Origin of the sequence: Halalkalibacter urbisdiaboli (assembly GCF_002156385.1) — a bacterium.
Lineage (GTDB): Bacteria > Bacillota > Bacilli > Bacillales > Bacillaceae_D > Halalkalibacter_A > Halalkalibacter_A urbisdiaboli.
The window spans coordinates 104,203-130,295 of the sequence record NZ_MVJM01000002.1 but is presented as its reverse complement, the minus strand read 5'-3'; the positions used below and the strand labels follow the sequence as shown (position 1 = coordinate 130,295).

Annotated in this window: 30 protein-coding genes; 24 read left to right on the top strand and 6 right to left on the bottom strand. The window is 39.1% G+C overall.

The genetic code is table 11. The annotated features are described in order from the left end of the window. Positions 1–60: 60 nt before the first annotated feature. From B1R93_RS08530 to B1R93_RS08515, 5 genes are all read right to left on the bottom strand, one after another. Complete coding sequence (locus B1R93_RS08530) at positions 61–660, bottom strand: hypothetical protein (protein ID WP_088103562.1); 600 nt, start codon at positions 658–660, stop codon at positions 61–63. Positions 661–967: 307 nt separating this feature from the next. Further along, a complete protein-coding gene (locus B1R93_RS08525; protein WP_088103561.1) occupies positions 968–1,423 on the bottom strand; it encodes a GNAT family N-acetyltransferase in 456 nt (151 codons plus the stop codon). 148 nt (positions 1,424–1,571) lie between these two features. Then, a complete protein-coding gene (locus B1R93_RS08520; RefSeq protein WP_088103560.1) occupies positions 1,572–1,796 on the bottom strand; it encodes a DUF3813 family protein in 225 nt (74 codons plus the stop codon). Further along, positions 1,793–1,957 (bottom strand): hypothetical protein, encoded by a 165-nt coding sequence (locus tag B1R93_RS22975; RefSeq protein ID WP_165763773.1) that lies wholly within the window; start codon positions 1,955–1,957, stop codon positions 1,793–1,795. Before B1R93_RS22975 ends, B1R93_RS08520 begins: the two co-directional genes overlap by 4 nt. Positions 1,958–2,021: 64 nt before the next feature. Next, complete coding sequence (locus B1R93_RS08515; protein WP_088103559.1) at positions 2,022–2,834, bottom strand: Cof-type HAD-IIB family hydrolase; 813 nt, start codon at positions 2,832–2,834, stop codon at positions 2,022–2,024. Between the two features lie 135 nt (positions 2,835–2,969). On the opposite strand from B1R93_RS08515, the gene ctaG reads away from it, so the two are divergent. The 21 genes from ctaG to B1R93_RS08415 all read left to right on the top strand — a co-directional run bounded on the left by ctaG (position 2,970) and on the right by B1R93_RS08415 (position 22,534). After that, positions 2,970–3,863: a cytochrome c oxidase assembly factor CtaG gene (gene ctaG, locus B1R93_RS08510; protein ID WP_088103558.1), complete on the top strand. Its 894-nt coding sequence runs from the start codon at positions 2,970–2,972 to the stop codon at positions 3,861–3,863. A gap of 24 nt (positions 3,864–3,887) precedes the next feature. Continuing rightward, the gene (locus B1R93_RS08505; RefSeq protein ID WP_088103557.1) at positions 3,888–4,481 is read left to right on the top strand and encodes an SCO family protein; all 594 of its coding nucleotides are present in this window, start codon (positions 3,888–3,890) and stop codon (positions 4,479–4,481) included. Positions 4,482–4,494: 13 nt separating this feature from the next. Continuing rightward, entirely contained in the window at positions 4,495–4,689 is a 195-nt protein-coding gene (locus B1R93_RS08500; protein ID WP_088103556.1) for a hypothetical protein, read from the top strand. A gap of 12 nt (positions 4,690–4,701) precedes the next feature. After that, positions 4,702–5,022, top strand: a complete 321-nt coding sequence (locus B1R93_RS08495; protein WP_088103555.1) for a redoxin domain-containing protein — start codon at positions 4,702–4,704, stop codon at positions 5,020–5,022. Positions 5,023–5,335: 313 nt separating this feature from the next. After that, the gene (locus B1R93_RS22970; protein ID WP_165763772.1) at positions 5,336–5,482 is read left to right on the top strand and encodes a hypothetical protein; all 147 of its coding nucleotides are present in this window, start codon (positions 5,336–5,338) and stop codon (positions 5,480–5,482) included. A gap of 133 nt (positions 5,483–5,615) precedes the next feature. Then, on the top strand, positions 5,616–6,050 hold the full coding sequence (locus tag B1R93_RS08490; RefSeq protein ID WP_088103554.1) for a hypothetical protein: 435 nt from the start codon (positions 5,616–5,618) through the stop codon (positions 6,048–6,050). A gap of 516 nt (positions 6,051–6,566) precedes the next feature. Beyond that, the gene (gene argC, locus B1R93_RS08485; RefSeq protein ID WP_088103553.1) at positions 6,567–7,604 is read left to right on the top strand and encodes an N-acetyl-gamma-glutamyl-phosphate reductase; all 1,038 of its coding nucleotides are present in this window, start codon (positions 6,567–6,569) and stop codon (positions 7,602–7,604) included. Positions 7,605–7,620: 16 nt separating this feature from the next. After that, positions 7,621–8,853 carry a bifunctional ornithine acetyltransferase/N-acetylglutamate synthase gene (gene argJ / locus B1R93_RS08480; RefSeq protein WP_088103552.1) on the top strand — a complete coding sequence of 411 codons (1,233 nt, stop codon included), beginning with the start codon at positions 7,621–7,623 and terminating at the stop codon, positions 8,851–8,853. Positions 8,854–8,882: 29 nt separating this feature from the next. After that, the gene (gene argB, locus B1R93_RS08475) at positions 8,883–9,665 is read left to right on the top strand and encodes an acetylglutamate kinase (RefSeq protein WP_207634139.1); all 783 of its coding nucleotides are present in this window, start codon (positions 8,883–8,885) and stop codon (positions 9,663–9,665) included. A 16-nt stretch (positions 9,666–9,681) separates the two neighbouring features. Further along, on the top strand, positions 9,682–10,851 hold the full coding sequence (locus B1R93_RS08470; RefSeq protein WP_088103551.1) for an acetylornithine transaminase: 1,170 nt from the start codon (positions 9,682–9,684) through the stop codon (positions 10,849–10,851). Between the two features lie 138 nt (positions 10,852–10,989). Beyond that, positions 10,990–12,066: a carbamoyl phosphate synthase small subunit gene (locus B1R93_RS08465; protein WP_088103550.1), complete on the top strand. Its 1,077-nt coding sequence runs from the start codon at positions 10,990–10,992 to the stop codon at positions 12,064–12,066. Continuing rightward, complete coding sequence (locus B1R93_RS08460) at positions 12,059–15,214, top strand: carbamoyl-phosphate synthase (glutamine-hydrolyzing) large subunit (RefSeq protein WP_088103549.1); 3,156 nt, start codon at positions 12,059–12,061, stop codon at positions 15,212–15,214. The genes B1R93_RS08465 and B1R93_RS08460 overlap by 8 nt, the downstream gene beginning before the upstream one ends. A gap of 58 nt (positions 15,215–15,272) precedes the next feature. Further along, positions 15,273–16,226 (top strand): ornithine carbamoyltransferase, encoded by a 954-nt coding sequence (gene argF / locus B1R93_RS08455; protein WP_088103548.1) that lies wholly within the window; start codon positions 15,273–15,275, stop codon positions 16,224–16,226. Between the two features lie 56 nt (positions 16,227–16,282). Continuing rightward, positions 16,283–16,468, top strand: coding sequence for a YjzC family protein (locus B1R93_RS08450; RefSeq protein ID WP_088103547.1), 186 nt, complete (start codon positions 16,283–16,285; stop codon positions 16,466–16,468). 166 nt (positions 16,469–16,634) lie between these two features. Next, a complete protein-coding gene (locus tag B1R93_RS08445; RefSeq protein WP_088103546.1) occupies positions 16,635–17,381 on the top strand; it encodes an alpha/beta hydrolase in 747 nt (248 codons plus the stop codon). A 13-nt stretch (positions 17,382–17,394) separates the two neighbouring features. After that, positions 17,395–18,291: an NAD-dependent epimerase/dehydratase family protein gene (locus tag B1R93_RS08440; RefSeq protein WP_088103545.1), complete on the top strand. Its 897-nt coding sequence runs from the start codon at positions 17,395–17,397 to the stop codon at positions 18,289–18,291. A 17-nt stretch (positions 18,292–18,308) separates the two neighbouring features. After that, positions 18,309–18,488: a hypothetical protein gene (locus B1R93_RS08435; protein WP_088103544.1), complete on the top strand. Its 180-nt coding sequence runs from the start codon at positions 18,309–18,311 to the stop codon at positions 18,486–18,488. 119 nt (positions 18,489–18,607) lie between these two features. After that, on the top strand, positions 18,608–20,113 hold the full coding sequence (locus tag B1R93_RS08430; protein ID WP_245308242.1) for a spore germination protein: 1,506 nt from the start codon (positions 18,608–18,610) through the stop codon (positions 20,111–20,113). A gap of 6 nt (positions 20,114–20,119) precedes the next feature. Next, entirely contained in the window at positions 20,120–21,214 is a 1,095-nt protein-coding gene (locus B1R93_RS08425) for a GerAB/ArcD/ProY family transporter (RefSeq protein WP_088103543.1), read from the top strand. Next, entirely contained in the window at positions 21,207–22,328 is a 1,122-nt protein-coding gene (locus tag B1R93_RS08420; RefSeq protein WP_165763771.1) for a Ger(x)C family spore germination protein, read from the top strand. Before B1R93_RS08425 ends, B1R93_RS08420 begins: the two co-directional genes overlap by 8 nt. 59 nt (positions 22,329–22,387) lie before the next feature. Then, a complete protein-coding gene (locus B1R93_RS08415) occupies positions 22,388–22,534 on the top strand; it encodes a YycC family protein (protein ID WP_088103541.1) in 147 nt (48 codons plus the stop codon). Between the two features lie 57 nt (positions 22,535–22,591). On the opposite strand, the gene B1R93_RS08410 is transcribed toward B1R93_RS08415, so the two are convergent. After that, positions 22,592–24,184, bottom strand: a complete 1,593-nt coding sequence (locus B1R93_RS08410; RefSeq protein WP_088103540.1) for a peptide chain release factor 3 — start codon at positions 24,182–24,184, stop codon at positions 22,592–22,594. A 239-nt stretch (positions 24,185–24,423) separates the two neighbouring features. Here B1R93_RS08410 and B1R93_RS08405 point away from each other — a divergent pair, with 239 nt between their 5' ends. The 3 genes from B1R93_RS08405 (at position 24,424) to B1R93_RS08395 (ending at position 26,085) form a co-directional block, all read left to right on the top strand. Further along, on the top strand, positions 24,424–25,386 hold the full coding sequence (locus B1R93_RS08405) for a BMP family ABC transporter substrate-binding protein (protein WP_088103539.1): 963 nt from the start codon (positions 24,424–24,426) through the stop codon (positions 25,384–25,386). A gap of 72 nt (positions 25,387–25,458) precedes the next feature. Next, on the top strand, positions 25,459–25,647 hold the full coding sequence (locus B1R93_RS08400; RefSeq protein WP_088103538.1) for a ComZ family protein: 189 nt from the start codon (positions 25,459–25,461) through the stop codon (positions 25,645–25,647). A 111-nt stretch (positions 25,648–25,758) separates the two neighbouring features. Then, positions 25,759–26,085: a hypothetical protein gene (locus B1R93_RS08395; protein ID WP_088103537.1), complete on the top strand. Its 327-nt coding sequence runs from the start codon at positions 25,759–25,761 to the stop codon at positions 26,083–26,085. Positions 26,086–26,093 lie beyond the last annotated feature (8 nt).

Below are 26,093 nucleotides of genomic sequence, written 5' to 3'. Positions count from 1 at the left end.
TGCAAGCACAACATGTGCTTGCTTTTTTCGTCGTCTAATGCGACGAAATAAATGGATGCTTTAAAGAAGCTGTTTGACTTGTTCACGTCTGGAAATCAGCTTTTTTAGTTTTCGTTTATGGGTTTCAATCTGAGAATCATCGGAATCTAGCAAGGCTTCATGCAATTCCATTAACACATAATCAATTTCAAGATTCATCATATTGAAAATGGTGCGAGGCTCAAGTGACTTACCATCATCCTTGTACTGAATCATCGATCCGTTTCGGTTCATCATGACCTTTTCACTCCCATCAATTTCAATCATAGATTCGATGTCCCCCGCTTGGTATGATGTAATATAGAGAGGGCCATCCGTTGCGCGTTTAACAATACCATTGCCTTTCTCATGCTGCAGTAGCTTTTCTAGTGAACTAGCAAGAATGTCGTCGTAAATGTGCAGGCTCTCAGCAGCTAAGGTTAGAAACTCGGCGTTTCGAATGAAGGGGAGTTCGTGTACTGAATCCTCAAGTTCAATCATTAAATAAATCGTCTGCTCATCATAACGCCAAAATAGTGAGTAATCGTGACTCATCATTCTCTTGATAAACTGATGAAGTGCTGGTTTCGTTAGTTCAATATAAACATCTGAAAACTCCACCTCTACATAAGCATCCCTCATGAGTTTGCTCACTCCTTTGTCTGCTCCACCATCCGAAGGCTCTTAAGATAGGTAACACTGAAACAATGTTTCATCTTTAGTTAAGGCTAAATTTAGGTTTAATACATCATATGAAGAATAGTCAGAAAAAAGAAGCAAAATGCCTAGTTATCAGTGAAATGGGCACTTTTTTTTATAAGCGGTAACATTGTAAGGGCCAGACGGTGTTGTCCTAGAGCTAATAGGCGGCTCAAATGAAAAAGCCCGACAACGGTAGTTTCCATCATCAGGCGTAACGTAAATATGTTATAAGGAGTACTGGGAAAAGCTAAAAGCGAAAGCCATAGCGCTTAGAGATAATGTCGTAAAAACCGAGGGAGTTATAAAGTGACTTTGTCGCTTCATTGTTAATCCCTGTCTCTAACTCTATACCTTTTATCTCTTGCTGTTCAGCCCAGTAAATGATTTTCAGAAGTATCTTTTTCGCGATCCCTTGGTTACGATGCTCTTTATGAACAAATAAGTCATTTAACCAAAGGTAATGACCACCTTTTTCGATGCTAATGCCGATATTAAAAAAGGCTGCACCGACAATAAGGCCATCTTTTTCCGCGACATAGATAAAGGCTTGAGAATCATTTTCTATGGCCAATTTTATTGTATTTAGAACCTGCAAGTGAGCATCACGTGGTCCGATATGTTCCATTTGTCCCATTAGCAAGTCTGCAATTCGCAAAAGTAATGCCTCATCTGCATCCTTTGTTACTTCAAAAACCTTTACCATTCCTACATCCTCCTATGAATCTAACGTCCTAACTTTAATAAACATAGCGTAACATAAAAGCCGAAAAGAGAGTAGTAGGTTTTATAATTAGAAAAATTGAAAAAATATAGTCTGAACCCGATTAATGGGATTCAGACTAAAATAGCTTTTATAAATATGAATCAAAATCGCCAATAGACTGTAGATGTTCCTGCATAACCATTAATTGGTCTTGCTCTGCCGGCGTTAACTGGTCAAAGGCATTGGAAAGGAGTGTTTTTGCACGAGATATCTCCTTCTGAACGGCCTCTCGTTGAATGTCTGTTTCTGCAGCTAAAGAGAGTAATTCAGCACGAGCAACTGCTTCTCGCGCTTGATGATAGAGATCATTCATGAACGTCCACCTCGGTGGTTTTCCGTATGCTTCATTCGTTCCACTTGTTCTAAAGAACGATCTTCTACATATGTCGACTCTAAACCTTCAGTTTCATTAGCTGGCTGGACTGCATCTTTTCCTTGTTGGATTGCACGCTTTGAACGTGATTTTTTACTCATGATTGCACCTCACTGATTTAGTATTCACAGATAAGGTGTCCATTTCTTGCACGGGACATGCAACTTAATATAAGTTTAATGCTTCCTCTAAATAGATGGAAATTCCATCCTCTTCATTTGTCTTTGTTACTGCGTTCGCTAGCGTTTTTAATTCAGCTATGCCATTTCCCATAGCAACACCTTGACCCGCATATTCAATCATTTCAAAGTCATTATCCTCATCACCGAAAGCGATAATCCGCTCGCGGGGGATTCCGTAAAAATCAGCAACCTTCTTTAGACCAACTGCCTTATTCATTCCTGCTTTTATCACTTCGATTACATTCCAAGGGGCTCCCCATATACGTTGGTCAATAACCGATGCGTGGGCGTCAACAAGTAATTGTCTTAACTCTTTAACATGGTGGTCTTGGGGATGGATAAGGACACAAGTGGGGTCATCCTTAAGGATATGTAGTAAATTACCATGCTCAACAGGAGTTTGTCCGGCTGTAAAAGCATCAACAAAGACCTCGTCAAAATAGCGTAAGTAAAAATCATCAATGACCTCGACCATGATATTACTAACCTGAAAGGCTTCACATGTCTCTATAATTGTTTTCGCGGTCTTAAGATCTAACGGTGTGTGATGGGTTCCAAAGCTGCTATCAAACGGGTGATGAACAAAGGCACCGTTAAAGTTTACAATCGCTGTATTAAGGTTAAGCTCTTGATAATATTGAATACTTGCTCGATATGGTCGTCCAGTTGAGATAACAACGATATGACCTGCTTGCCTTGCTTTCGATATCGTTTCTTTCGTTCTGTTGGAAATGGTTTTGTTATCAGTTAATAGTGTTCCATCTAAGTCTAGAGCAATTAAATATGGATCAGCCATTGGATACATCCTTTCGTGATTAAGAATAGGTAACAAAATCTCCTTATTCGAACAAGAGAATTGACCGTTCGATGTGGTATAGTAAGGGTATTGAACTAAAAATACGTAAACAGTTTTGTAAGGAGGTAGTTTTGTATGGAGTCATTGTTCTCAAGCTTTGGCTTTCGAACATTGTGGACCCCAGAATTGATTATTCCGCTCGTCTTAGTTGGCGCGCTTTATTTTTATGTGATACACAAAATAGGAAATCCCGTTTCACTTAGGCAAAAGCTTTTCTTTACTTTTGGTTTGATTGCTTTGTATTTAGGGTGGGGAAGTCCATTATATGTAGCTGGTCACTTGATGATTACCTTTCATATGACGCAAATGGTTTTCGCTTATTTTGTTGCAACGCCACTTCTGTTACTTGGGATTCCGACTTGGGTTTATGAAGCACTTCTTAGGCGTCTTCCAACAAGTATTAAGAAGTCAGGAAAGGTAATTTGGAACCCGATTATTGCTTTATTTTTGTTTAATGGTTTGTTTTCATTCTATCATGTCCCATTTATGTTTGATACGTTAATGCAATCTGTTGTGCTGCATAGCTTATATGAGTATTTGTTACTGTTTGCGGCCGCGTTAATGTGGTGGCATATGTTAGCACCACTACCGAGTACAGTTCAGCTCTCAGATTTACGTCGAATTGGTTATATTTTTGCCAATGGTATTTTAATTACACCTGCTTGTGCACTGATTATTTTTGCCGGACAACCCTTATATCAAACCTATACGGACCCAACAATTTGGGAAACGGTGATGTCCTATTGCTTACCAGCTGGTGCCGAGGTACCGATGTCGCTATTTAATGGCACAAACTCTTTTGCCTTTTTAAATCCACAAATGGATCAACAGCTTGCTGGTGTTCTTATGAAAGTGATGCAGGAATTAATGTATGGGGCAACGATTGGCTATGTATTCAAGCAATGGTTAACGAAGGAAAAGCAGCAGGACGGGGACCTTACGATAAGTGACATCCCTACTGTGAAATAACGTTGATTGGAGAGGGAATTTTATATGAAGGTAGTTTTTGTTTTATTTTCGATCCTATTACTTGGAGGCTGTGGTTGGCTTTACCAAACGGGAAACAACAGTTCCTCGGAATTCGATATTTCTGCAGCCGATATGGAAGTGCCAGATTTTCAATATGTGAATCAAAATGAAGAGGCTTTTGGAACAGAGCAATTAAGTGGTCATTACTGGCTAGCGAACATGATTTTTACGAACTGCCCTTCAGTTTGTCCGACTATGACGCCTAATATGAGAAACCTTCAAAATGCGATGCTTGATGAGGGAGTTGATATGAAGTTTGTTACCTTTACAATCGACCCTAAGAGAGATACACCTGAACTATTAAAAGCGTATGGAACGAATGTAGGTGCAAATTTTAAATATTGGAATTTTATTACCGGTTATACGAATGAAGAAATTGCAACTTTTGCAATGGAGACATTTAAAACAACGGTTCAATATATAGAAGAAGAGGATGATTTTGTCCATCCGACAAGCTTTTTTTTAGTAGATCCTGGAGGTAAGATTATCCGCAAGTATGATGGACTGCAATCAAACCAGGAAGGGATTATTAAAGATCTAAAACAAACAGTTCAATAGGAGAGGTGAAACAATGTATACGATGAAGAAGCAACTATTCATTCTTTTGTTGAGTGTCTGTTCTGTTCTTTTCGTTTTATCCGGTTGTGGTTCATCAAGCGAAGAACCAGAGGGAGACTTAACACTTCAAAACGATTTAGGTGAAGAGGTTACGCTAACGAATAAGGAGCGGGCAACGGTGTTATTTCATTTTACGGAGGTTGGCTGAGGACTTTGTCAAATGCAGCTAGTTGAGCTGCAAGAGAATCTCGCATTATTTGATGATATAGATGCGGATATTTATGCGATAAGTAAGGAATCTTCTTCCGATAGTCAAGCTTTGAAGAACGGATTAGGGTTAACATTCTCTTTATTATCTGATCCAAACTTGGAGGTAATTGAGTACGTAAATATGAAAAATGATGACCTGTCTTATCGAGGATTTAGTATCCTAGATCAAAATGGGCATTATGTTCATCATGAAATTAATGATCATTGGGGAGAACAGATTGAGGAAACCTCTTCAAAGATTCATGAACATCTAAAGGAACTAAGTGAATAATCGATGAAGAGCACAGCTAATGTTGTGCTCTTTGTTTTCGTTCTCCCAAATCCATAATTTTTGCAAAAATACTCGATAACCAAGAAACGATTATGACTGAGTTACAGCGAAAAAATGAAATGATAAAACGGCACTATAAGGTTGGAAAACGAACATGTATAAACTGTAATAAAGCCATTTGAAGAAGATTATACGTCCTGCCCTCCACTGTGGATATAGAGACATAACATCCTAATGTATGAACTGTATTTTAGTTTGGCAATAATGAACATAGTAGGGTGTGAAGCATTGATAATTCGAAAAGAGACGATGTTTGACTGTGGAAAACGAGTTAATTTTAATTGGTGAGCTTGGGTATCGAATGACTAATCATGCAATGAAAAGACGAATGAAGGACATATTGTCAGTTAAACATTACTATACTTTAATAGCGATACAAGAGAAGGCGCAAAAAAAATAGAAGGGTAATTCCAAAGGTGGCCCACCTCACTCTTATGAAATTGTAGGAGGTTTTATTTCTAGTCTATCGAAGTGTAAAGTGAGAAGTAATTAGGAATTCTATAATGGTTTTAGTAACAAAGGAGGAGAACGAAATGGATTATGCTAAACGTTACGTATGGCTTTGTATTCTTTTCACGATTCTATTTGGTCTAGCACTTTGGCTACTAGAAATCATTGAAGGAAGTAAAATCACAACAAGTGAACATCTTGACTTTGGTCTGTTCCTTGTCGGATTAGGTGCACTATTCGGTTTTTTTCTGTTTTTTCTTACCTTCTTTCCTCTCACTCTCTTCATCCAAAAGTTTTTAAATATATTAGCTGTTAAGCTAGTCATGTTTACGACACTTGCTGCATGGGGGGGGACACTTATTTTCGATGCAATGTATGTGGACTGGTTTATTGAAGGATACAATTTAAATGTAGGAATGGCGATGATCCTATATGGGATTGTAGGTTTTATCTACGCGGTTGCCGACCACTTTTTAATGTACGAAGAGGACAATCACAATCATTCATTTGAAGCTTAATAGTAGCAGGTAGATATGAATGCAGAAGTTTATAGTAGGTTGTTCCAACAGGGAAAAATTGACCTTTGGAACAACCTTTTATTTTTATGCTATTGTTTACGAACCTTATCCATTTATTTTTAGAAGCATCATCGGCTTCTGAAATTGTTAAAGCTATACATATACATTTTTATGAATGTGTATTCAAATAATATATTCTCACCCTATTTTAGTCATGAGTTAGTGGCCTATATAACATTGTGCTATTGCAAAAAGTTTTTTTTCACTTCGGACAAATGCTTCGCTTATGATAACAGGGAGATGCATAAATGGGTGAATGTCCTTGTTTGAATAAATAGGCTACATAATCGTAAATGCTTTCGAAACAGTCGATAAAGCTCGTTTCTGGAAGGTTTATTTCAGAAATAATATAAATAAGAAAAATAAAATAAAAATACAGTTGAATTTATTTTTATTCATCTTTATAATGAAAACCAAGATCAATTTAGAGCGAGCAAGAAATGGAGAGGAATTGTAATGAAGATTGGTATTGTTGGGGCAACTGGATACGGCGGAGCTGAGCTATTACGCTTACTAAACGGACATCCAGAGGTGAATGAAGTTATTCTTTATTCATCTTCAAAACAAGGTGTGCATATTCATGAGTCTTATCCACATTTAACAAACATTTATGAGCAGCGCCTTGAGGAGATTAATGCATCAAAAATAGGTGAGCAGGTTGATGCAGTCTTTTTAGCTACACCACCAGGGGTATCAGCAGAGTGGTCAGAGACCATTGCTAAAGCAGGTTGTCAAGTTATTGATTTATCCGGAGATTTACGACTTGGAAATCGCGATGTATATGAAAACTGGTATCAACGACCAGCAGCTAGTCAATCGATTATTAATCAAGCTGTATATGGATTAAGTGAATGGAATCGGGCGGAAATCAAGAATGCTAAAATTATTTCAAATCCTGGCTGTTATCCAACGGCGACGTTACTAGGGTTAGCACCACTCGTAAGAGAACAACTTATTGAGGTCGACTCCATCATCGTTGATGCGAAATCAGGAACATCGGGTGCTGGAAGAAGTGCAACACCGATTACTCATTTTAGTGAAATGAATGAGAATTTCAAAATCTATCAAATTAATAAACACAAACATATTCCTGAAATTGAACAAATGCTTCAATCATGGGATTCATCAATAGAGACAATTACGTTCCAGCCCCATCTTGTGCCAATGGTACGAGGGATAATGGCAACGATTTATGCGAAAGCCAAACAACCACTAACAGAGGAAAAGCTTCGTTCTTTATATAAGGAAAGTTATCAGAATGAAACGTTTGTGCGGATTCGACCAGAAGGCGCATATCCAGCAACAAAAGAAGTGTTCGGAAGTAACTACTGTGACATTGGTGTGACCTATGATGAGCGTACAGGTCGGATTACGGTTGTATCAGTCATTGATAATGTTGTAAAAGGGGCAGCAGGGCAAGCGATTCAAAATTTAAACATTATGAATGGATTGAATGAAGAGGCAGGGCTAACTTTTTCACCTGTGTATCCATAGAGAGAGGTGTCTTTTAGTGAAGATAGTAAGTGAAGAAAACCAAGTAGTAGAAATTGAGGATGGCAGCATTACGACACCAAAAGGGTTTTCTGCCATAGGTGTATATACAGGTGTAAAACGAAAACGATTAGACCTTGGAGCCATTATTTGTGACGTACCGGCAAGTGCAGCTGCTGTTTATACTAGAAATCAAATACAAGCAGCTCCATTAAAGGTAACACAGGAAAGCATTCAGAAAGAAGGTAAGGTTCAAGCGGTTGTTGTTAATAGTGGGAATGCCAATGCATGTACTGGAGAACAAGGAATGGCAGATGCATATGAAATGAGACATTTAAGTGCGAAGCATTTTAATGTTCCGGATCATTATGTGGCTGTAACGTCTACTGGGGTCATTGGTGAATTTCTTCAGATGGATAAAATCCGTGCTGGTATTGATATGCTCAAGCCCGAAAAAACGATTGAAGGCGCTACGGCGTTCAATGAAGCAATTTTGACAACAGATACAACACAAAAGCGTGTATGTCATACTGTTGAGATAAATGGTAAGAGTGTCTCGGTTGCAGGGGTAGCTAAAGGATCGGGAATGATTCATCCGAATATGGGAACGATGCTTTCATTTGTGACGACTGATGCGGTCATTGAACCAAACGTATTACAAGAAGCCCTTTCGTCAATTACGAATAAAACATTTAACCGTATCACCGTTGATGGGGATACTTCTACGAATGATATGGTTGTTGTGATGGCCTCTGGATTAGCAGAGCATGAGTCATTAACCCCTAAGCATCCAGATTGGTCACGTTTTTATGAAGCTTTAACGCTAACATGTGAGTCTTTAGCAAAACAAATAGCGCGTGACGGAGAAGGTGCAACGAAATTAATTGAAGTACAAGTAAATGGAGCAAAAAACGACGAGCAGGCAGGTATGATTGCGAAAAAAATTGTTGGCTCAGACCTTGTCAAATCAGCCGTATTTGGTACAGATGCGAATTGGGGACGAATCATTTGTGCCATTGGTTATAGTGGCTGTGACATTAACCCAGATACAATTGATATTGCGATTGGTCCAGTTCAAACATTAGAAAATAGCCGTCCTCTTCCTTTTTCTGAGGAGGAAGCGACGAATTATATGAAAGAAGAGCATGTTCTTATTTCAGTAGACCTTCACGTTGGAGAAGGCTTCGGTAAAGCATGGGGATGTGACTTGACGTACGACTATGTTCGGATTAATGCAGGATACCGTACGTGATCTAAAGAGAATGGAGAGAGGGGAACAAAATGAGTGAAATTGTAGTCATAAAGTGTGGCGGAAGTACAATAGCAGAGCTTTCTGATTCTTTTTTTCAAAGCATTGTTGATCTAAAGAAATCTGGCAAGCACCCAATTCTTGTCCATGGTGGCGGTCCTGACATTAATCAGTTATTACAACAACTAAACATTAAGTCTGTTTTTGTTGATGGCTTACGTAAAACGACAACAGATGTCTTAAATACAGTCGAGATGGTCCTTTGTGGGAAAGTAAATAAGCAGCTTGTCACAAGTATACAAAAGGTAGGCGGTCAGGCGATTGGTTTATCTGGCTGTGATGGGAAGTTAATCGAGGTAAAAGCCGTTGATGAAGCAAAGCTAGGCTTTGTTGGTGAACCTGTGAAGATTAATGAGGCATTATTACATTCACTAATTTCTCAGACCTATATTCCGGTTATTGCTCCAGTTGGTGTGAATAACGAAGGAACGCATTTTAATGTTAACGCGGATAGTGCTGCTGCTTGGATTGCGTTTGCACTTGGGGCTCAAGAATTAGTCTTTGTCACAGACGTTGATGGAATCTTAAAGGATGGCGTTCGACTCGATGAAGTAACAACGGTAGAGATTGAAAACTATATTGAAGACGGAACAATTTATGGTGGCATGATTCCAAAGGTTAAGGGAGCTATTAAAAGCTTGTCAGGTACGCTTCAATCTGTATTAATTATGAACGGAAAAGGAAGCTCTTTATCTGAAAATGGTCAATTAGTTGGCACGAAAATCATGAAAGCACCAGTTGCAACAAAGGTATAAGAAAGGAGTGAATAGGATGAGTGCATTATTTCCAACGTATGCCAAGTGGGATGTAAAAGCATTAAAGGGGGAAGGCGCCCTTTTGATAGATGAACATGGCAAGCAATACCTAGATTTCGTCTCAGGAATTGCAGTTTGTAATTTAGGGCATTGCCATCCAAAAGTAAATGAAGCACTGAAAGCTCAGGTAGATACACTTTGGCACGCTTCAAACCTTTTCCATTTAGAGGGTCAAGAGCAGGTTGCACAGCTGCTTACCGAGCAAAGTGTAGGAGATTATGTGTTCTTCTGTAACAGTGGAGCTGAGGCGAATGAGGCTGCGATTAAGCTTGCTCGTAAAGCAACGGGAAAACATAAAATGGTAAGCTTAACAAATTCGTTTCACGGTCGGACACTTGGCAGTATGTCAGCAACAGGCCAGGATAAAATTCATCAAGGCTTCGGTCCACTACTCTCAGAATTCACTTATGTACCTTTAAATGATAGTGCAGCGTTAAAAGAAGCTGTAACAGAAGAAACTGCAGCTGTCTTTGTAGAGGTCGTCCAAGGCGAGGGTGGCGTTCGTTTAATGAATCAAGAGTATGCAGATGCATTAGCAGCTCTTTGTAAGGAAATGAATTGTTTATTAATAATTGACGAAATTCAAACAGGAATTGGACGCACTGGTACACGTTTTGCCCATGAGCAATATCAATTATCACCAGACATTATTACGTTAGCAAAAGGGTTAGGTAATGGATTCCCTGTTGGTGCCGTTATTGGAAAGGCACATTTGAAGTCTTCCTTTGAAGCAGGAAGTCATGGATCAACATTCGGCGGGAACCCACTTGCGATGGCTGCAGCAAAAGCAGTTCTTGACGAGGTTTTTCAAGATTCATTTTTGCAAGATGTAAAAGTGAAGGGGCAACTATTCCTCACCCAGCTAGAGGAAGCACTCAAGGATTGCGACCTTATTGAGGAAGTTAGAGGACTCGGATTAATGGTCGGAATTGAATGCAAGGAAGAAGTCGCTTCACTGATTCAAGCTTGTCGCGAAAAAGGGTTGCTTATTTTACAGGCTGGTCCAAAAGTTATTCGTATCCTTCCACCTCTTATTGCAACTAAGGAACAGCTTCAACAAGCAGTGGATATCATTAAAGAAGTAATGGCTGAAAAGCTAGTAATAAATGGGGCACAAATACAATAAAAAGAAGGTTAAACCTTTACCAATTTATTACGATAAAAGAAGAAAGAAACTCGTTGAAAGACGAGTTTCAAAAATGCATTGAATGCATAAAAATGCTTTAGATAGAATAAAGATTCGCCATTGGATGGAGGGTATATGATGAAAGGCTACGTCGTACTAGAAACAGGGGAGATCTTCGAAGGAACGTTAAGCGGAGATAGTAAAGAGGTTCACGGGGAAATTGTCTTTTTTACAGGAATGACAGGGTATCAAGAGGTGTTAAGTGACCCATCATTTAAAGGACAAATGGTTGTTTTTACGTATCCGTTAATCGGTAACTATGGAATAAATGAAGGTGATTTTGAGAGTATCAAGCCACAAGCATCAGCTCTTATCGTCAGTGAATTAAGTGGTGAAGGGTATCATTATGAATCGCATTCTCCATTAGCGGCTTGCTGTGAATCAAATGACCTGCCATTACTGAGTGGAGTTGATACGAGAGCGATCGTAAAACGAATCCGAGAGCATGGAGATATGCGTGCCATATTAACAAAGAATCCAGAACAGGTAGATTTTAATGCAACGACACCACTTGGAGAGCAGGAAGTTGTTTCTGCCGTATCTGTTAAGAAGGTAGAAGAGTTTGGAAAGGGTGATCACCACGTTGTTCTTGTTGATTTCGGCTATAAGAAATCGATTGTCGATTCTCTTGTAAATGAGGGCTGTAAAGTAACCGTAGTTCCTCATAATTCATCGTTTGCTGAAATTGAAAAACTTGAACCAAATGGAATATTACTTTCTAATGGACCAGGAAATCCTAAGCAGCTTGAGCAGGTCTTACCAACTGTGAAGCAGCTTGCAACGGCGTATCCGACTTTAGGAATTTGCTTAGGACATCAGCTTCTTGCATTAGCATTTGGTGCAGATACCGAGAAGCTTCGTTTTGGGCATCGTGGTGCCAACCAGCCTGTGATTGATAACGTGACGAATCGTGTTTATATGACGTCTCAAAATCACAGTTATGTGGTGAAAGAAGATTCGCTTGAAGGAACGGGATTCACTGCGCGCTTTTTTAATATTAATGATGGTTCAATCGAAGGTCTTCACCATACGACGTATCCGATATTATCGATTCAATTCCATCCAGAGGCTCACCCAGGGCCAAGTGACAGTGAACAAATGTTTAAGCTATTTGTCGAAATGTTAAGCAATAAAGGAGAAAAAGCATATGCCTAAGAATGAAAAAATTTCAACAGTGCTCGTTATTGGTTCAGGACCAATCGTTATCGGGCAAGCGGCCGAATTTGACTATGCGGGAACACAGGCTTGTTTAGCGCTTCGGGAAGAAGGGGTTAAGGTCATTCTTGTGAATAATAACCCGGCAACCGTTATGACCGACGAGGCGTGTGCAGATGTCGTTTATTTTGAACCGTTAACTGTTGAAAGCATCGAGAAAGTCATCAAGAAAGAAAAACCTGATGGAATCCTTGCGACGCTTGGTGGTCAAACTGGCTTAAATTTAGCTCTTGCTCTACATGATGAGGGAGTTTTAGAACGGCTAGGTGTTGAACTTCTTGGTACTCCAATCGAATCAATCAAAAAAGGCGAGGATCGTGAGCTGTTTCGTGCGCTCATGAGTGAATTAAACGAGCCCGTGCCAGAAAGTGAAATCGTGAACTCGATAGAACAGGCTGTTTTGTTTGCAAATGAGGTTGGCTATCCGATTATTGTTCGACCGGCTTATACGCTAGGTGGAGCAGGTGGCGGAATTGCAGAAAGTGAGCAGGAGCTGCTTCCAATTATTAAAGGTGGCCTTGAGCTTAGTCCAATCAACCAATGTTTAATTGAGAAAAGCATTGCAGGCTATAAAGAAGTGGAATATGAAGTGATGCGTGATAGCAATGACACATGTATTACCGTTTGTAATATGGAAAATATTGATCCAGTAGGTGTTCATACAGGGGATTCCATTGTTGTTGCGCCATCACAAACATTAACCGATGTTGAATATCAAATGCTACGTTCTGTCTCAGTAAAAATTATTCGTGCACTTGGAATTGTCGGTGGTTGTAATATTCAATTCGCGCTTGACCCATATAGTAAACAATATTACTTAATTGAAGTAAATCCACGGGTTAGTCGTTCATCTGCACTTGCTTCAAAAGCAACGGGCTATCCAATTGCTCGTATGGCTGCGAAATTAAGTCTTGGCTATCACTTACACGAACTATTAAATCCGGTAACAGGTCACACGTATGCAAGCTTTGAACCAGCCCTTGACTATGTTGTTGTAAAGTTCCCTCGTTGGCCTTTTGATAAATTCGTGCATGCTGATCGGAAGCTTGGAACACAAATGAAGGCAACTGGTGAAGTCATGGCGATTGAACGGAACCTAGAAGCCGGGTTACAAAAGGCTGTCCGTTCCTTAGAATTAAAAACCGACGGACTAGTCCTTACTTCTCTCATTTCATGGACGGATGAGGAGCTATGGAAAATTGTTAAAAAGGCTGAGGATCGTCGTTTCTTTGCGATCATTGAATTACTTCGTCGAGGCTACAATCGTCAAGACATTCACGAAGAAACGAAGATTAATGATTTCTTCCTGTCTTCATTCGAAAAACTAGTAAACTTAGAAAATGTAGCGAAAGAAGAAGAGCTTTCGACGATTTCGAAAGAGACTTTTTATCAACTAAAGAAATATGGATTTGCGGATAATTGGCTTGCATCAACTTGGAACGTTAAAGAGGCGGATGTTCGTAAAAAGCGTAAAGCATTTGGGATTTTGCCTTCGTATAAGATGGTTGATACGTGTGCAGGTGAATTTACTGCTTCAACTGCCTACTATTATTCTAGTTGGGCTGGGGAAAATGATGTTGACCCGACGAGTGGCAAGAAAAAGATTTTAATTGTCGGTTCAGGCCCTATTCGTATCGGTCAAGGAATTGAATTTGATTACTGCTCTGTGCATGGTGCTCATAGTTTGCACCGTTTAGGCTATGAAGCGATTATCATGAATAATAATCCTGAAACGGTTAGTACCGATTATGCGACAGCAGACCGTCTTTATTTTGAGCCATTAACAGTGGAGGACGTTCTTAACGTTGTTGAATTAGAGCAAGTCGAAGGGGTTATCGTTCAATTAGGTGGTCAAACGGCTATTTCATTAGTAGAGGGATTAGAAAAAGCCGGTGTAACATTGTATGGAACTAATCAAGATACGATTGACCAACTAGAAGACCGCGGCCGCTTTTACGATTTTATGCAAAACGTAAATGTCCCTCATATTCCAGGAGTGACAGCTTTGAATGAAGGAAATGCCGTTGAAAAGGCCGAAGAAATTGGCTTTCCGATTTTGATTCGTCCATCTTATGTAATTGGTGGGCAAGGAATGATGATTTTCTCATCGAAAGAGGAACTTGTTGAATATTTAAACGATAAAGAGCATGAGGTTGCGTTCCCATTATTAATTGATGCGTATTATCCGGGAACAGAGCTTGAGGTTGATGCTTTAACAGATGGTGAGAACGTATTTATTGCTGGTTTGTTTGAACACATTGAAAAGGCTGGTGTTCACTCAGGCGATAGTATGGCTGTTACCCCGCCGTTTTCATTGAGTCAACAGGTGAAGGATCTTGTCCTTGAGTATACAGAGCGTATCGCAAAAGGAATGGATTTCCGTGGCGTCTTTAATATTCAATTCGTTTTACATGAAGGTGAGCTTTTTGTTATTGAAATTAACCCTCGTGCATCACGGACAGTTCCAATCTTCAGTAAAGTGACGAATCAACCGATTATCGATTATACTGTTCAATTGTTATTAGGTACATCAATGGAGTCGATCGGACTTGTTCCAGGTTTTGCAAAAGAATCATCATTCTATACTGTTAAAGCACCAGTTTTCTCGCATCAAAAACTTGCGGGATTAGATCCATTACTAGAAGCAGAAATGAAATCAACTGGTGAGTTAATTAGTATTAGTCATGACTTAGCAGAAGGTTTTTACAAAGCGTTTGCTTGGTCTCAAGGTCAAAAGCCAGCCCTGTATCGTGAGACAGGAACGATTTTCGTTGAAGTGGATCCTACTCATAAAGAGGCATTTGCTTCTTATGCAAAGACACTAGAGACTCATGGGTTCACGTTAATTTCAGAGAATTTTGATGAATGGCTACAATCTGAAAAGCCAGTTGCCGTCATTAGTTTACCAAAGCCAGGCTTTAAGACTGGTAAAGAAAAGCGTCAGAAAGCCTTGATGCAACGTTTAACCGTTGTTACAGAGCTCTCTACTCTTGACGCAATGTTAAAAGGTCGAAATAGTGACCCGGCGAAACGGACATTGAACTCACTTCAAGAATGGATAGTCTCAACTAAAGTAGAGACTTATTAAAAAGCGAGTCCTCAAAGGGGACTTTTGAGGACTCGAATAAAAAGGATGTGGCATAAACATGGTATCGATCACTAAAATAGGATTGACTGGTCGTCATTTACTAACATTACTTGACTATACATCAACAGAAGTCGAACAATTGTTAGAAAATGCATTAACATTGAAAGAAGCGCAGAAAAAAGGCGAGTGTCCACAATTATTAGCAGGTAAATCACTTGGAATGATCTTCGAAAATGCGTCAACACGGACACGAGTTTCGTTTGAAGTTGGTATGACACAATTAGGCGGACATGCATTATTTTTAAGTCCTCGTGATCTTCAAATCGGTAGAGGCGAACCGATCAAAGATACAGCAAATGTATTATCCCGTTATGTTGATGGCATTATGATTCGTACGAATTCCCATGAAAAAGTTGAGGAACTAGCTGAATATTCATCAGTCCCTGTTATTAACGCTTTAACGGACGCGTACCATCCTTGTCAAGCGCTAGCTGATTTATTAACGATTAAGGAGCAAAAGAAATCATTTCGTGGTTTAAAAATGGTCTATGTTGGTGATGGAAACAATGTTGCTCATTCATTATTGGCTGCTGGAGCAAAGGTTGGAATGGATGTTGTTGTTGCAACACCTGAAGGCTATGGTGTAGATGAAACGATTTTGGCTCGTGCTAAAGAAGCTGCAAAAGAAACAGGGGCTCATATTTCAGTTACGACAGATCCAAAGGCTGCGGTAAGAGATGCGGATGTTATTTATACAGATGTTTGGGCTAGCATGGGTTATGAAGCAGAACAATCGACACGTGAAGCAGCATTAGCTCCTTATCAAGTAAATGAAGAGTTAGCTGCACTTGCAAAAGATGACTTTATATTCCTACACTGTCTTCCAGCACATCGTGGTGAAGAGGTTACAGCAGAAGTTATTGATGGTAAGCATTCGTTTATTTACGACCAAGCAGAAAACCGTCTACATGCACAAAAGGCTGTCTTAGTTGCATTGATGGCTAACGTATAAATCTTTCATGTTTACGACAGAATCGGTTATCCTAAGCTTGAAGGAGGGATGACAAGATGGGACAAAGTCATCAATTTGAACCTGGTCAAAAGGCACCGAATAATGGCATTTATGTAGAAATCGGTGAAACAGGTGATATGGTTCAAAATCCAAAATCAGTCAAGCTTAGTGCCGGTGATGTTTTTCCAGATACACAAAACCATAACCGGAAATGGGCTCCAAGACCAAAGCGGAGACATTAAAGATAATAGAAATAACTAGCGGAATTCCCAAATAGGTGAAAAGCCTTTTTGGGGATTTTTTTGTTTTTACTTACACGGTAAAAGGTAGAACTGCCCGCTTCCCTTCTCACTAAGTTTTGCATACCGTATTAACAGAGAAGATAAGCAAACATTGGGAGTGGAAGATATGTTAGAACAAGCTAGGTACGTTTGTATTGACAAACAGTGGAGCGTTACGTATCTCCCAGAGCGTCCAAATGGTTTTGCCATACTATTACTAAACGATCATGAACAACCTGTTGAAGAGCGTACAAGTATTTGGGAGCAACATCCTGAAAGGAGAATGTTCTTGCTCTCTTTATTAGAAAAAGGTTATACAGTGCTTACCTCAAATCTATTTGGACGACATTGGGGGAATGAGAAAGCATGTCGATTAGCTGAATTACTTTATTACTATTTGCAAAAGCGAGAGATATTAAATAAACGAGTTCACCTAGTGGCTGAAGGTACTGGGGCACTTGTAGCATTTGATTTATTAAAAAGAAGAGCAGAAATCATTCGTTCTTCCTTTTTCATCAATCCGTGCATTTATCCACAAGCGTACTATTACCAAGAAAAGCAGAATAAGTTATTCTATAAACGTTTTTTAAAAGAACTTGAGGAAGCTTATCAAGTAAAAGAAAATGAGCTTAATTCAAACTGGTTTGATCAAATGTTTGCCTATGAGTTTCGTGCTGATAGTCCACCGATTCGGATTATGCATGATATGCATGATAAGCAATTCCCATTTGAGACACACAGTAAATCATTTGAGCAGAAGTATAAGGGGAAAGCTCCTTTAATTCAATTAAGTCTTTACGGACGAGGAAAAACATTCTCCACGTTTATCCAGCCGGCGTGCTCCTTTTTTGAAAAAAATGAAAAGATTTTATGAGAGGAGAATGTAGATGAAAAAAGTTGTTGTCACTGGTGGTATGGGGTTTATTGGATTTCACCTTTGTAAACGACTCCTTGAAGAAGGAATTGAAGTAATCGCTATAGATGAAATGCCTAGTGAACGTCGTGAACAGCAAGAAGAAATGCATCTAAGAATAGGGAGAAATGCGCTCTTTCAATTAATTAATAAGAAAATAGAAGACGTTGATAATTTACATGCAATGTTGAGCGACGTAGACGTGGTGTTTCATTTAGCTGCGAAAACAAAATACGATAGCAAGTGGACGCGTCTTGCTGAAGTGATTGAACAGAATGTTAAGGTGACTCAGACATTATTAAACGCATGCCATGCTAAAACGAGATTTATCTATGCCTCGACCATCGAAGTCTATGGTGCTCGGCCTGGTTTGATTTCTGAACGAACACCGACCAATCCAACGTCTCCCTATGGGATTACGAAGCTAGCCAGTGAATCAATTATAAAGGAAAAGAACAACAAGAAAGTCCCCTATATGATACTTCGCTTACCAACAGTGTATGGTCCCTGGCAACGAGATGATATGACGTATCAAAGGATCATGGAGGGTGTTGAGAAGGAGTTAATCACGTATGATCGAACGACACTTGATTTAGTCTATGTTGAAGATGTGGTTGATGCTTTTATCCTAGCTGCAACAACAGATAAGAAAAATGAGATTATTCAAATTGCCTCAGGTGATTCTGAAGCTTGGTTCAAGGCTGTTAATAAACTAGGATGTCATAAGTTTGAAAAAAGAGAGCCTGCTGCTACTCTTTCTACCGAAAAAGCAGCTTCGGTTTTAGGGTTTAAGACGAAAACAACCATTGATGAAGGTCTTGCTAAACAGCGCCAACATATGACACAATGGCAAAAACAGCAAGGACTGTGAAAAGAGGACGTGAAAAGGTGGAAGTTCGTCAAACGATTATTGGAGTATTCATTTTTGCGCTAGTTACTTTTTTGATTTATCTTCTCTGTTTTGCAGGGTTGGGATTCGAAGAGGGTACAAGTGTCATTTTGGCAATTATCGCCGGAATAACAGTTGAAATAGTTTACCGCCGTAGAGGTAGAAAGGATAAGGGGTAAAGGTAATACGATCTATTAGACGAGTCTGCATGAAATTCAATGCAGACTTTTTTTTGGTACATAATCCAGTTTTGATCGGGAACTCTTTTACATAAGAGATTTGTGCGAGGTGTGGTGGAATGTTTTGGAATAAGTATAAACAGCTTGTTAAACGCACAACAGATAGGCAACCGGATGATACCAACCTTGCCAATCCGAAGATGAAACAAACCATTACGAAAGAGGAAATCAAAAAAAGCTTAGCTAACATTGATGATTTTGTATTTAAAGAAATAACAATTGAAGATAAAAAAATTACAATCATTTATTTAAGTACACTTGTTACATCAACAACATTACAGGAAATCGTTTTACAGCCGTTAGAGGATACGAGTACAGCGGATCCAGAGGACATTTTTAAAAATTATGAGGTGCTAGAAAAGGATCAACTACCGAAACTCATTCACGACGTAGTAAGTGGGTATACCGTCCTGCTATTTGAAGACGATGAAGTTTATATTGAAATAGATACATTTAGTGCACCCGCTAGATCCATAACGCCACCGGAAAATGAAACAACGGTTGTTGGTCCACAAGACTCATTCGTAGAGAGTCTAGATACTAACTTGTCGCTTATTAAGCGAAGAATTCGCTCTCCACAATTAAAAACGAAATCGATGCTTCTCGGAACTGAGACAAAGAATGATGTTGCGATTTTATATATGGAAAATATCGCAAACGATGAAAATGTCCGGCGCGTGATTAGACGAATTGAAAATATTGAATTTCATGGGTTTATTGGGTTACCTGTTTTAAAACAAATGTTAGAGGACAAGCCGTTTTCTCCATTTCCGCAATTCGGGATGACTGTTCGTCCTGATAATGCGGTTTTTGAATTATTAAATGGAAAAGTTTTATTTATAGTCAATGGTAGCCCGGAAGCGGCGATACTTCCAGTTACATTTCTAGAATTATTTTTCTCACCAGAGGACTATTACAATCGTTGGACGACAACAACTATGCTTCGAACATTACGTCTAGCTGGTTTTTTTATTTCTATCTTTTTAACATCAACGTATGTTTCTATACTAAGCTTTCATCCGGAAATGCTGCCACCGCATTTACTAACGATATTAGCTGAATCACGTTCGCAGGTGCCGTTTCCCCCAATGATTGAAGTGTTAATTATTGAGCTTGTCATTGAAGTCCTGCGGGAGGCCGGTGCGCGAATGCCTACAAAAATCGGTCAAACAATTGGTATTGTTGGCGGTATTGTTATTGGTACGGCTGCCGTTGAAGCAGGGCTAGCCAGTAATATCTTAATTGTCCTCGTTGCTGTAACTGCATTGCTTTCGTTTATTCCGCCTAATTTCTTAATGAGTAACGCGATTCGGTTTATTCGTTATTCATATATTTTAGCAGCTGGGATGTTAGGCATGTTTGGGCAAATGATCGTATTAGCTTGGATGTTCAATCATCTTTCTAATTTGACTTCCCTGGGCTCGCCATTTATGTCTCCAATTATTCCGAGAAAGTGGAGTGACCTATTAAATAGTGTTTTAAGAGCTCCAATTCAATTCTTTGCTAAAAGACCTGGAATCTCCAGAGCGAAAAAGGACTTGATTCGGCCTTTGGATGAGGAGTAGTTGTAAATGGATACAGGGAAGATGAAAAAGTTAAATAAATATCATGTGATCTTCTTAGCACAAAACATTATGGTTGGCGTGGGTTTGTTTACATTACCTAAAGATCTTAGCCATGTGGGCTATAATCAATGGCTTGTTCCGATATGTCTTGGAATTTTGGCGAATATTACCTTGATCCCAGTAGTTTTACTATGCAAACGCTACCCAGAAGATTCATTGTTTAGAATAACCGAAAAACTCTTAGGGAAATTTTTTGGAAAAATCGTGAATGCGATTCTTCTTCTATATGGAGTTGTACAAGTAGCGAGTATCACGCAAGCGTATTTACGCCTTGTTCAGACATTCACTTTACCGCAATTTACGTTATTAGAACCGTCAATTCTTTTATACGGAGTATTAATTAGCATTGTACTTGGTGGGATAAAATCAGTTGCGCGTTTTTGTATCATTGGTTTCTTTTTTACGATGTGGATGATCTATTATACAAAATGGGCGTTCCAGTCTGGTCAGTGGCTGCATGTTATCCCTACCTTTGAGGTGAGTGGTGAAAGCTGGGTCCTAGCGTTGCATGATGGTGCACGTTCGATGTTTGGCTATGGCCTAATTTTGTTTTACTACCCTTATATAATCAACAAACGGAAAGCATATCTTCATACAACCATTGGTATTTGGATTGTGGTACTAATCTATGTCATTGTTTGTATTGCTTGTGTCGTTTATTTTTCACCGTGGCAGCTACAAAATTTAAAATATCCGATTCTTAATCTTTTTCAGGCCGTTCAATTACCGTTTGTTGAACGGATTGAAAACTTTGGAACATCATTATGGGTCTATTTAATTTTATCAACAGGTTCAGCGTATTTATGGGTTGCGAAAAGGGGCATGGATGCTCTTTTATCTAAACATAAAAACCGAACATGGCACTTAATCGTAGTCGCTTTCCTTTCATGGCTTTTGATTTTTGGTCCAATCCCAATTCATTTCCATTTAAAACTTTTTGATGAGTGGAGTGTTTATTATGGGTATGGATTGCTGGTCTTGCCACTTTTTCTTTTAGCTGTTCATGCTGTTAGACATCGCAAAGGGGGTTCTCATGAATAGGGTTTACTATGTCTGGATTATCTCTGTTATTTTTACTTTAGTAGGATGTACGAATCCAAATACAGAGCGCCCTCATTTGGAGGATTTAGGGATGGTTGGTGTCATGGGGTTTGATTATGTTGATGAGGAGAATACGAAAGTAACCGTGACATTGCCACAGCCACAGAAAGACGCTGAAGAGAAGGTTCAGCAATATTCAACGGTGGTGAAATTACCACATCAATCGATTATGGATGTCTCTACCTTATCGGATAAAATTTTAACGACATCTCAATTACGTGTCTTACTATTTAGTGAAGAATATTCAAGGAAGATGGGGCTGTGGAAAGTACTCGAGAATATTTATCGTGATCCGCAAATAGGCACAAATGTTTACATTGCGATTGTAAAAGGAAATGTAGAGGAAATTTTATCTGCTAATTATAAAGATAAGCCTGAGATTAATGTGTACTTAAATGAATTATTAACACCTAGAGAGGTGACAGCTTTTAGCCCCTTCACAACGTTGCATCACTTTATCTACCGAAAAACGGATGAAGTGTCCGATCCACTTGCACCATACTTAGAATTTGTAAATAATGATTCATTAAAAATATCTAAGGTGGCACTGTTTAAAAAGGATAAAATGATCGATACGATTGAGCCTGATGAAGCGAAATTACTTGAAGCGATGAGGAAACGGCGTAAACTTCCTGATATCTCTATTCAAATTCCGGGAGAGAAAGAATCGCAAAAGGATGAAGAATTGGCGATTCTAAAATTTGTAGGGACTCGTTACCATGCAAAGGTCAATGGTGATTTGAATAATCCAAAAATATTTTTACATCTATATGTAAGAGGCTCGATTGTTGATTACGATGGACAAAGAACATTAGATACAAGTGTGAAACGCGAAGAACTTCAAGAAAAAATAAGTGAGCGGCTAGAAGAGGATATGATAAATCTGATGAAGAAAGCCCAGGAATTAGGTATAGATCCGATCGCAGTTGGGGAGCATTTCCGAATCAAGAATGCGGCAGGGTGGTCTAAAGAGAAATGGACTGCAGCATTTAAAAATGCAGAAATTACAGCTCATGTAGAAACGAGAATCATCTCGACAGGAACTTTAAGATAAAGAAATTGGATTCTCCATATTAATTAGGTACAATGAGGTAAAAAGGGAGGAGATATATAATGCGACCACTTCAAATATCTGCTGAAACTGCGCAAAAGTTATCGAAATCTTTAAACGTACCGATTGAGCAAATCATGCATATGCCGCAGCATATTTTGTTAGCAAAGCTAGCTGAGCTTGAGAAACAAGAGAACAATGAAGGATAAAAGACAAGGGTGTCTTACGAGGTTAGTGATAACCTTCTAAGACACCCTTGTTGCTGTTTATTTCTTTCGATAAAACGAGTTTTCGTAGAACTGTAAATCAGGATATTTATCGGTTGCTGTCCGCATTTGAAACTCATTTTCAAAAAGGACGACAAGTCTTCCATCACGGTCTGTAACTAAGTTTCGCTGGACACGCTTAAACGTTTCAAGTTCGTCTTCAGGCCCATCAACCCAACGAGCAAATGAGAAGGATAAACGTTCAAGCTGGATATCGACATGATATTCATGCTTTAAGCGATATTCTAATACTTCAAACTGTAGAACACCGACAACACCCACAATTTGTTGCTCTGTGAAACGATTATACGTTTTAAACAGCTGAATAGCCCCTTCCTCCGTTAGCTGCTGTAAGCCCTTCTCAAACGATTTATGTTTTAATGCCTCTTTAACTGTAATCGCACTAAAATGCTCAGGTGAAAAGTGCGGCATTTCATCGAACTCAAACCCAGAGCCTTCTACAAGTGTATCGCCAATTCGTAGATTACCTGGATCGAATAAGCCGATAATGTCACCAGCATAAGCTTCATCGACGATGCTTCGACTTTGGGCTAGAAACTGTGTTGGTTGAGCAAGTTTTAATTGTTTACCTAAACGAACATGTTTAACAGCCATCCCTCGTTCGAATTTTCCAGAGGTAATTCGTAGAAAAGCAATACGATCTCGGTGAGCTGGATTCATGTTTGCTTGAATCTTGAAAATAAAGCCCGAAAACGATTGATGGTTTAAAGGGTCAATCAATCCTCCTGTACTCTCGCGTGGAGTTGGAGAAGGTGAGAGCTTTAAGAAGTGCTCTAGAAAGGTTTGAACACCAAAGCTAGAAATGGCACTTCCGAAAAAGATAGGTGTCAACTCTCCCTTAGCGATTAATGATGCATCAAATGGATCGCCTGCTACATCAAGTAGCTCTAACTCTTCTCGAAATTGAGCGACAAGAGCTGAATCTCCGATTGCTTCATCTAATTTTGGATCATCTGGCCCCGTTAGTTGAATGACATCAATCGCTTTAGGGTTTTTCGGATTATAGAGTTCAAGCTTCTTCTCATGTCGATCATAAACGCCTGAAAAGGATTGCCCCATTCCAATTGGCCAGCCCATTGGATAAGAACGAATACCTAATAAATCCTCTAACTCCTCCATTAATTCGAAAGGATCTCTCCCTTGACGATCAAGCTTGTTCATAAAAGTAAAAATCGGGATTCCTCTCATTTTACAAACTTTAAAGAGCTTTTTCGTCTGAGCTTCGACCCCTTTTGCAGCATCAATTAACATGGCAGCTGAGTCGGCTGCGGTTAAGGTTCGATACGTATCTTCACTAAAATCTTCATGTCCAGGAGTATCGAGAATGTTTACATGGTATCCATCATATAAAAATTCAAGAACGGAACTTGTAACCGAAATTCCACGCTGCTTTTCAATTTCCATCCAGTCACTCATGGCATGCTTACTATTCTTTCTTCCTTTGACAGTCCCCGCTTCTCGGATAGCTCCACCAAAAAGAAGAAGTTTTTCTGTTAATGTTGTTTTCCCGGCATCCGGATGCGAAATAATTGCAAACGTACGACGAGACTTTACGGCTTGTTCATAAGTCATTCTTGTTCCTCGTTTCTACAAATAGAGTACAACTCATTATAACAAGGTTATAAGTTAGGATCATCTTTTCCTTTTGATTCATGAAAGGAAAGATTAAAAATTGGTAACAAAATCATTATTTTGTTCAAGGAACAAGGAGTTTAGAATAGATATAACGAATAGTAGGACATTAAAAATCAAGAAAAATAGCCATTTATACGATATACTAGAAGGATGGAATGAATAGGGAGAGTGTCAACATGCAGATTCATCGAATACAAGTTATCTTGCTGCTTATGGTAATGTTTGTTGCAGGATGTAAACCAGTGATGACAACTACACCTTCTACTGTTACAGGTGTCGGTCTTTTATTAGAAGAGACGATAGATGACCGGGGCTGGAATAGTAAAGGCTATCAAGGCTTACTAAATATACATAGTAATTTAGGTGTGGATGTGTTTTTTAAAGAAGATGTCGATACATTAGATCAAGTAAAGAGAGCTGTGAAGGAATTCTCTGAAGATAACATTTCACTTATATTTGGACATGGTCGGATTTTTGCTGACTTTTTTTCGGAAATAGCAGATGAATATCCAGATATTCATTTTGTTAGCTTTAATGGTGACGTCACCGGAAACAACGTTACAAGTATACATTTTTCAAGCTATGCAATGGGGTTCTTTGCGGGGATGGTTGCAGCAAAGATGAGTAATAGTGGAGAAATAGGTGTAATTGCAGCTTATTCCTGGCAGCCTGAAGTAAAGGGTTTTCAAGAGGGTGCTGCATATGGAAATGCCGACTCTAACGTTCACATTGATTACGTCAATGAATGGTCGAATGTAGAAAAGGCTTTAGGACTTTTTAAAAAGATGAAAGCGGATGATGTGGATGTTTTTTATCCGACGGGTGATGGTTATACGATCAAAATAATTGAAGAAGCAAAAAATGACGGTCTCTATGCGATTGGATATGTTGGAAACCAATCTGATTTAGGAGAGAAGACCGTGTTAACAAGTACAGTACAACATGTTGATCATCTTTATGAACTCGTAGCTGAACAATATTTAGAGGGGAAACTTGAGGCCGGAAACCAAATCTATGATTTCCAAGATGGTGTAATATCGCTTGGGACGTTTAGTTCAAAAGTTCCTGAACCGATAAAACATGAAATTGAAGATGCTGTGCTTTACTATATTGAAACAGGGGAACTGCCTAAGGAATAAATGCCTTTACTTGCGTTCAAACTTCGGACATAGTATCTTTATTGAGAGAGATATGACAAGAGGTGATTTACAATGAATCCAGAGATGAATATGAAATTTATGCAGATTGCAATGAAGCATTTACCGGAAGGGAAGAAATTTCTTGACGATAAGGGAATTGAACTTAACATGGAAGATTTGCAGCCGATGCTAGAGTTGTTGTTAAACGTGATGTCTGAAGCCTATGAGCTTGGAAAACAAGAGGTAACCTCAAAGGAATAAACAATCGAAAAGACTCGCCGGATTGACCGGACTGAGTCTTTTTTCTACTATGAATATTATATTGTAAATCACCTCTAGCCAAAGGAGTACATGAGAGGAGAGCGAGTAGGCATGAGCAAACAGGAAAAATTAAAAGCATTTGCACTAGAAATGAAAGAAGGATTTCAGCTAGTGAAGCAGAAGAAAGATCATGAAGCTATTGAAAAGCTATCCCCCTTTGTAACATTAATGAAGCAAAGTGGAGCGAATCAAATTCGTCTTTTTGTTTATTATAGTATTGCTCAAATTCGGACAGGTGATATTGAAGGCTTTCTTTCTACCTATGAACAAACGAAGCAGATGAAGCCAAATACAGATGAAGAACAAGAACTACTGAATGAAATGGACAAACTCTTTTTTGATTTAATGGAAGAGCTTGGCCAAAAGGAAAATCAGTAATGCTGTAA

Coding starts and splice junctions, on each gene's coding strand:
- B1R93_RS08530 (WP_088103562.1), bottom strand. CDS start 660: ATGAGGGATGCTTATGTAGAGGTGGAGTTTTCAGATGTTTATATTGAA.
- B1R93_RS08525 (WP_088103561.1), bottom strand. CDS start 1,423: ATGGTAAAGGTTTTTGAAGTAACAAAGGATGCAGATGAGGCATTACTT.
- B1R93_RS08520 (WP_088103560.1), bottom strand. CDS start 1,796: ATGAATGATCTCTATCATCAAGCGCGAGAAGCAGTTGCTCGTGCTGAA.
- B1R93_RS22975 (WP_165763773.1), bottom strand. CDS start 1,957: ATGAGTAAAAAATCACGTTCAAAGCGTGCAATCCAACAAGGAAAAGAT.
- B1R93_RS08515 (WP_088103559.1), bottom strand. CDS start 2,834: ATGGCTGATCCATATTTAATTGCTCTAGACTTAGATGGAACACTATTA.
- ctaG (WP_088103558.1), top strand. CDS start 2,970: ATGGAGTCATTGTTCTCAAGCTTTGGCTTTCGAACATTGTGGACCCCA.
- B1R93_RS08505 (WP_088103557.1), top strand. CDS start 3,888: ATGAAGGTAGTTTTTGTTTTATTTTCGATCCTATTACTTGGAGGCTGT.
- B1R93_RS08500 (WP_088103556.1), top strand. CDS start 4,495: ATGTATACGATGAAGAAGCAACTATTCATTCTTTTGTTGAGTGTCTGT.
- B1R93_RS08495 (WP_088103555.1), top strand. CDS start 4,702: ATGCAGCTAGTTGAGCTGCAAGAGAATCTCGCATTATTTGATGATATA.
- B1R93_RS08490 (WP_088103554.1), top strand. CDS start 5,616: ATGGATTATGCTAAACGTTACGTATGGCTTTGTATTCTTTTCACGATT.
- argC (WP_088103553.1), top strand. CDS start 6,567: ATGAAGATTGGTATTGTTGGGGCAACTGGATACGGCGGAGCTGAGCTA.
- argB (WP_207634139.1), top strand. CDS start 8,883: ATGAGTGAAATTGTAGTCATAAAGTGTGGCGGAAGTACAATAGCAGAG.
- B1R93_RS08470 (WP_088103551.1), top strand. CDS start 9,682: ATGAGTGCATTATTTCCAACGTATGCCAAGTGGGATGTAAAAGCATTA.
- B1R93_RS08465 (WP_088103550.1), top strand. CDS start 10,990: ATGAAAGGCTACGTCGTACTAGAAACAGGGGAGATCTTCGAAGGAACG.
- B1R93_RS08460 (WP_088103549.1), top strand. CDS start 12,059: ATGCCTAAGAATGAAAAAATTTCAACAGTGCTCGTTATTGGTTCAGGA.
- argF (WP_088103548.1), top strand. CDS start 15,273: ATGGTATCGATCACTAAAATAGGATTGACTGGTCGTCATTTACTAACA.
- B1R93_RS08450 (WP_088103547.1), top strand. CDS start 16,283: ATGGGACAAAGTCATCAATTTGAACCTGGTCAAAAGGCACCGAATAAT.
- B1R93_RS08445 (WP_088103546.1), top strand. CDS start 16,635: ATGTTAGAACAAGCTAGGTACGTTTGTATTGACAAACAGTGGAGCGTT.
- B1R93_RS08440 (WP_088103545.1), top strand. CDS start 17,395: ATGAAAAAAGTTGTTGTCACTGGTGGTATGGGGTTTATTGGATTTCAC.
- B1R93_RS08430 (WP_245308242.1), top strand. CDS start 18,608: ATGTTTTGGAATAAGTATAAACAGCTTGTTAAACGCACAACAGATAGG.
- B1R93_RS08425 (WP_088103543.1), top strand. CDS start 20,120: ATGGATACAGGGAAGATGAAAAAGTTAAATAAATATCATGTGATCTTC.
- B1R93_RS08420 (WP_165763771.1), top strand. CDS start 21,207: ATGAATAGGGTTTACTATGTCTGGATTATCTCTGTTATTTTTACTTTA.
- B1R93_RS08415 (WP_088103541.1), top strand. CDS start 22,388: ATGCGACCACTTCAAATATCTGCTGAAACTGCGCAAAAGTTATCGAAA.
- B1R93_RS08410 (WP_088103540.1), bottom strand. CDS start 24,184: ATGACTTATGAACAAGCCGTAAAGTCTCGTCGTACGTTTGCAATTATT.
- B1R93_RS08405 (WP_088103539.1), top strand. CDS start 24,424: ATGCAGATTCATCGAATACAAGTTATCTTGCTGCTTATGGTAATGTTT.
- B1R93_RS08400 (WP_088103538.1), top strand. CDS start 25,459: ATGAATCCAGAGATGAATATGAAATTTATGCAGATTGCAATGAAGCAT.
- B1R93_RS08395 (WP_088103537.1), top strand. CDS start 25,759: ATGAGCAAACAGGAAAAATTAAAAGCATTTGCACTAGAAATGAAAGAA.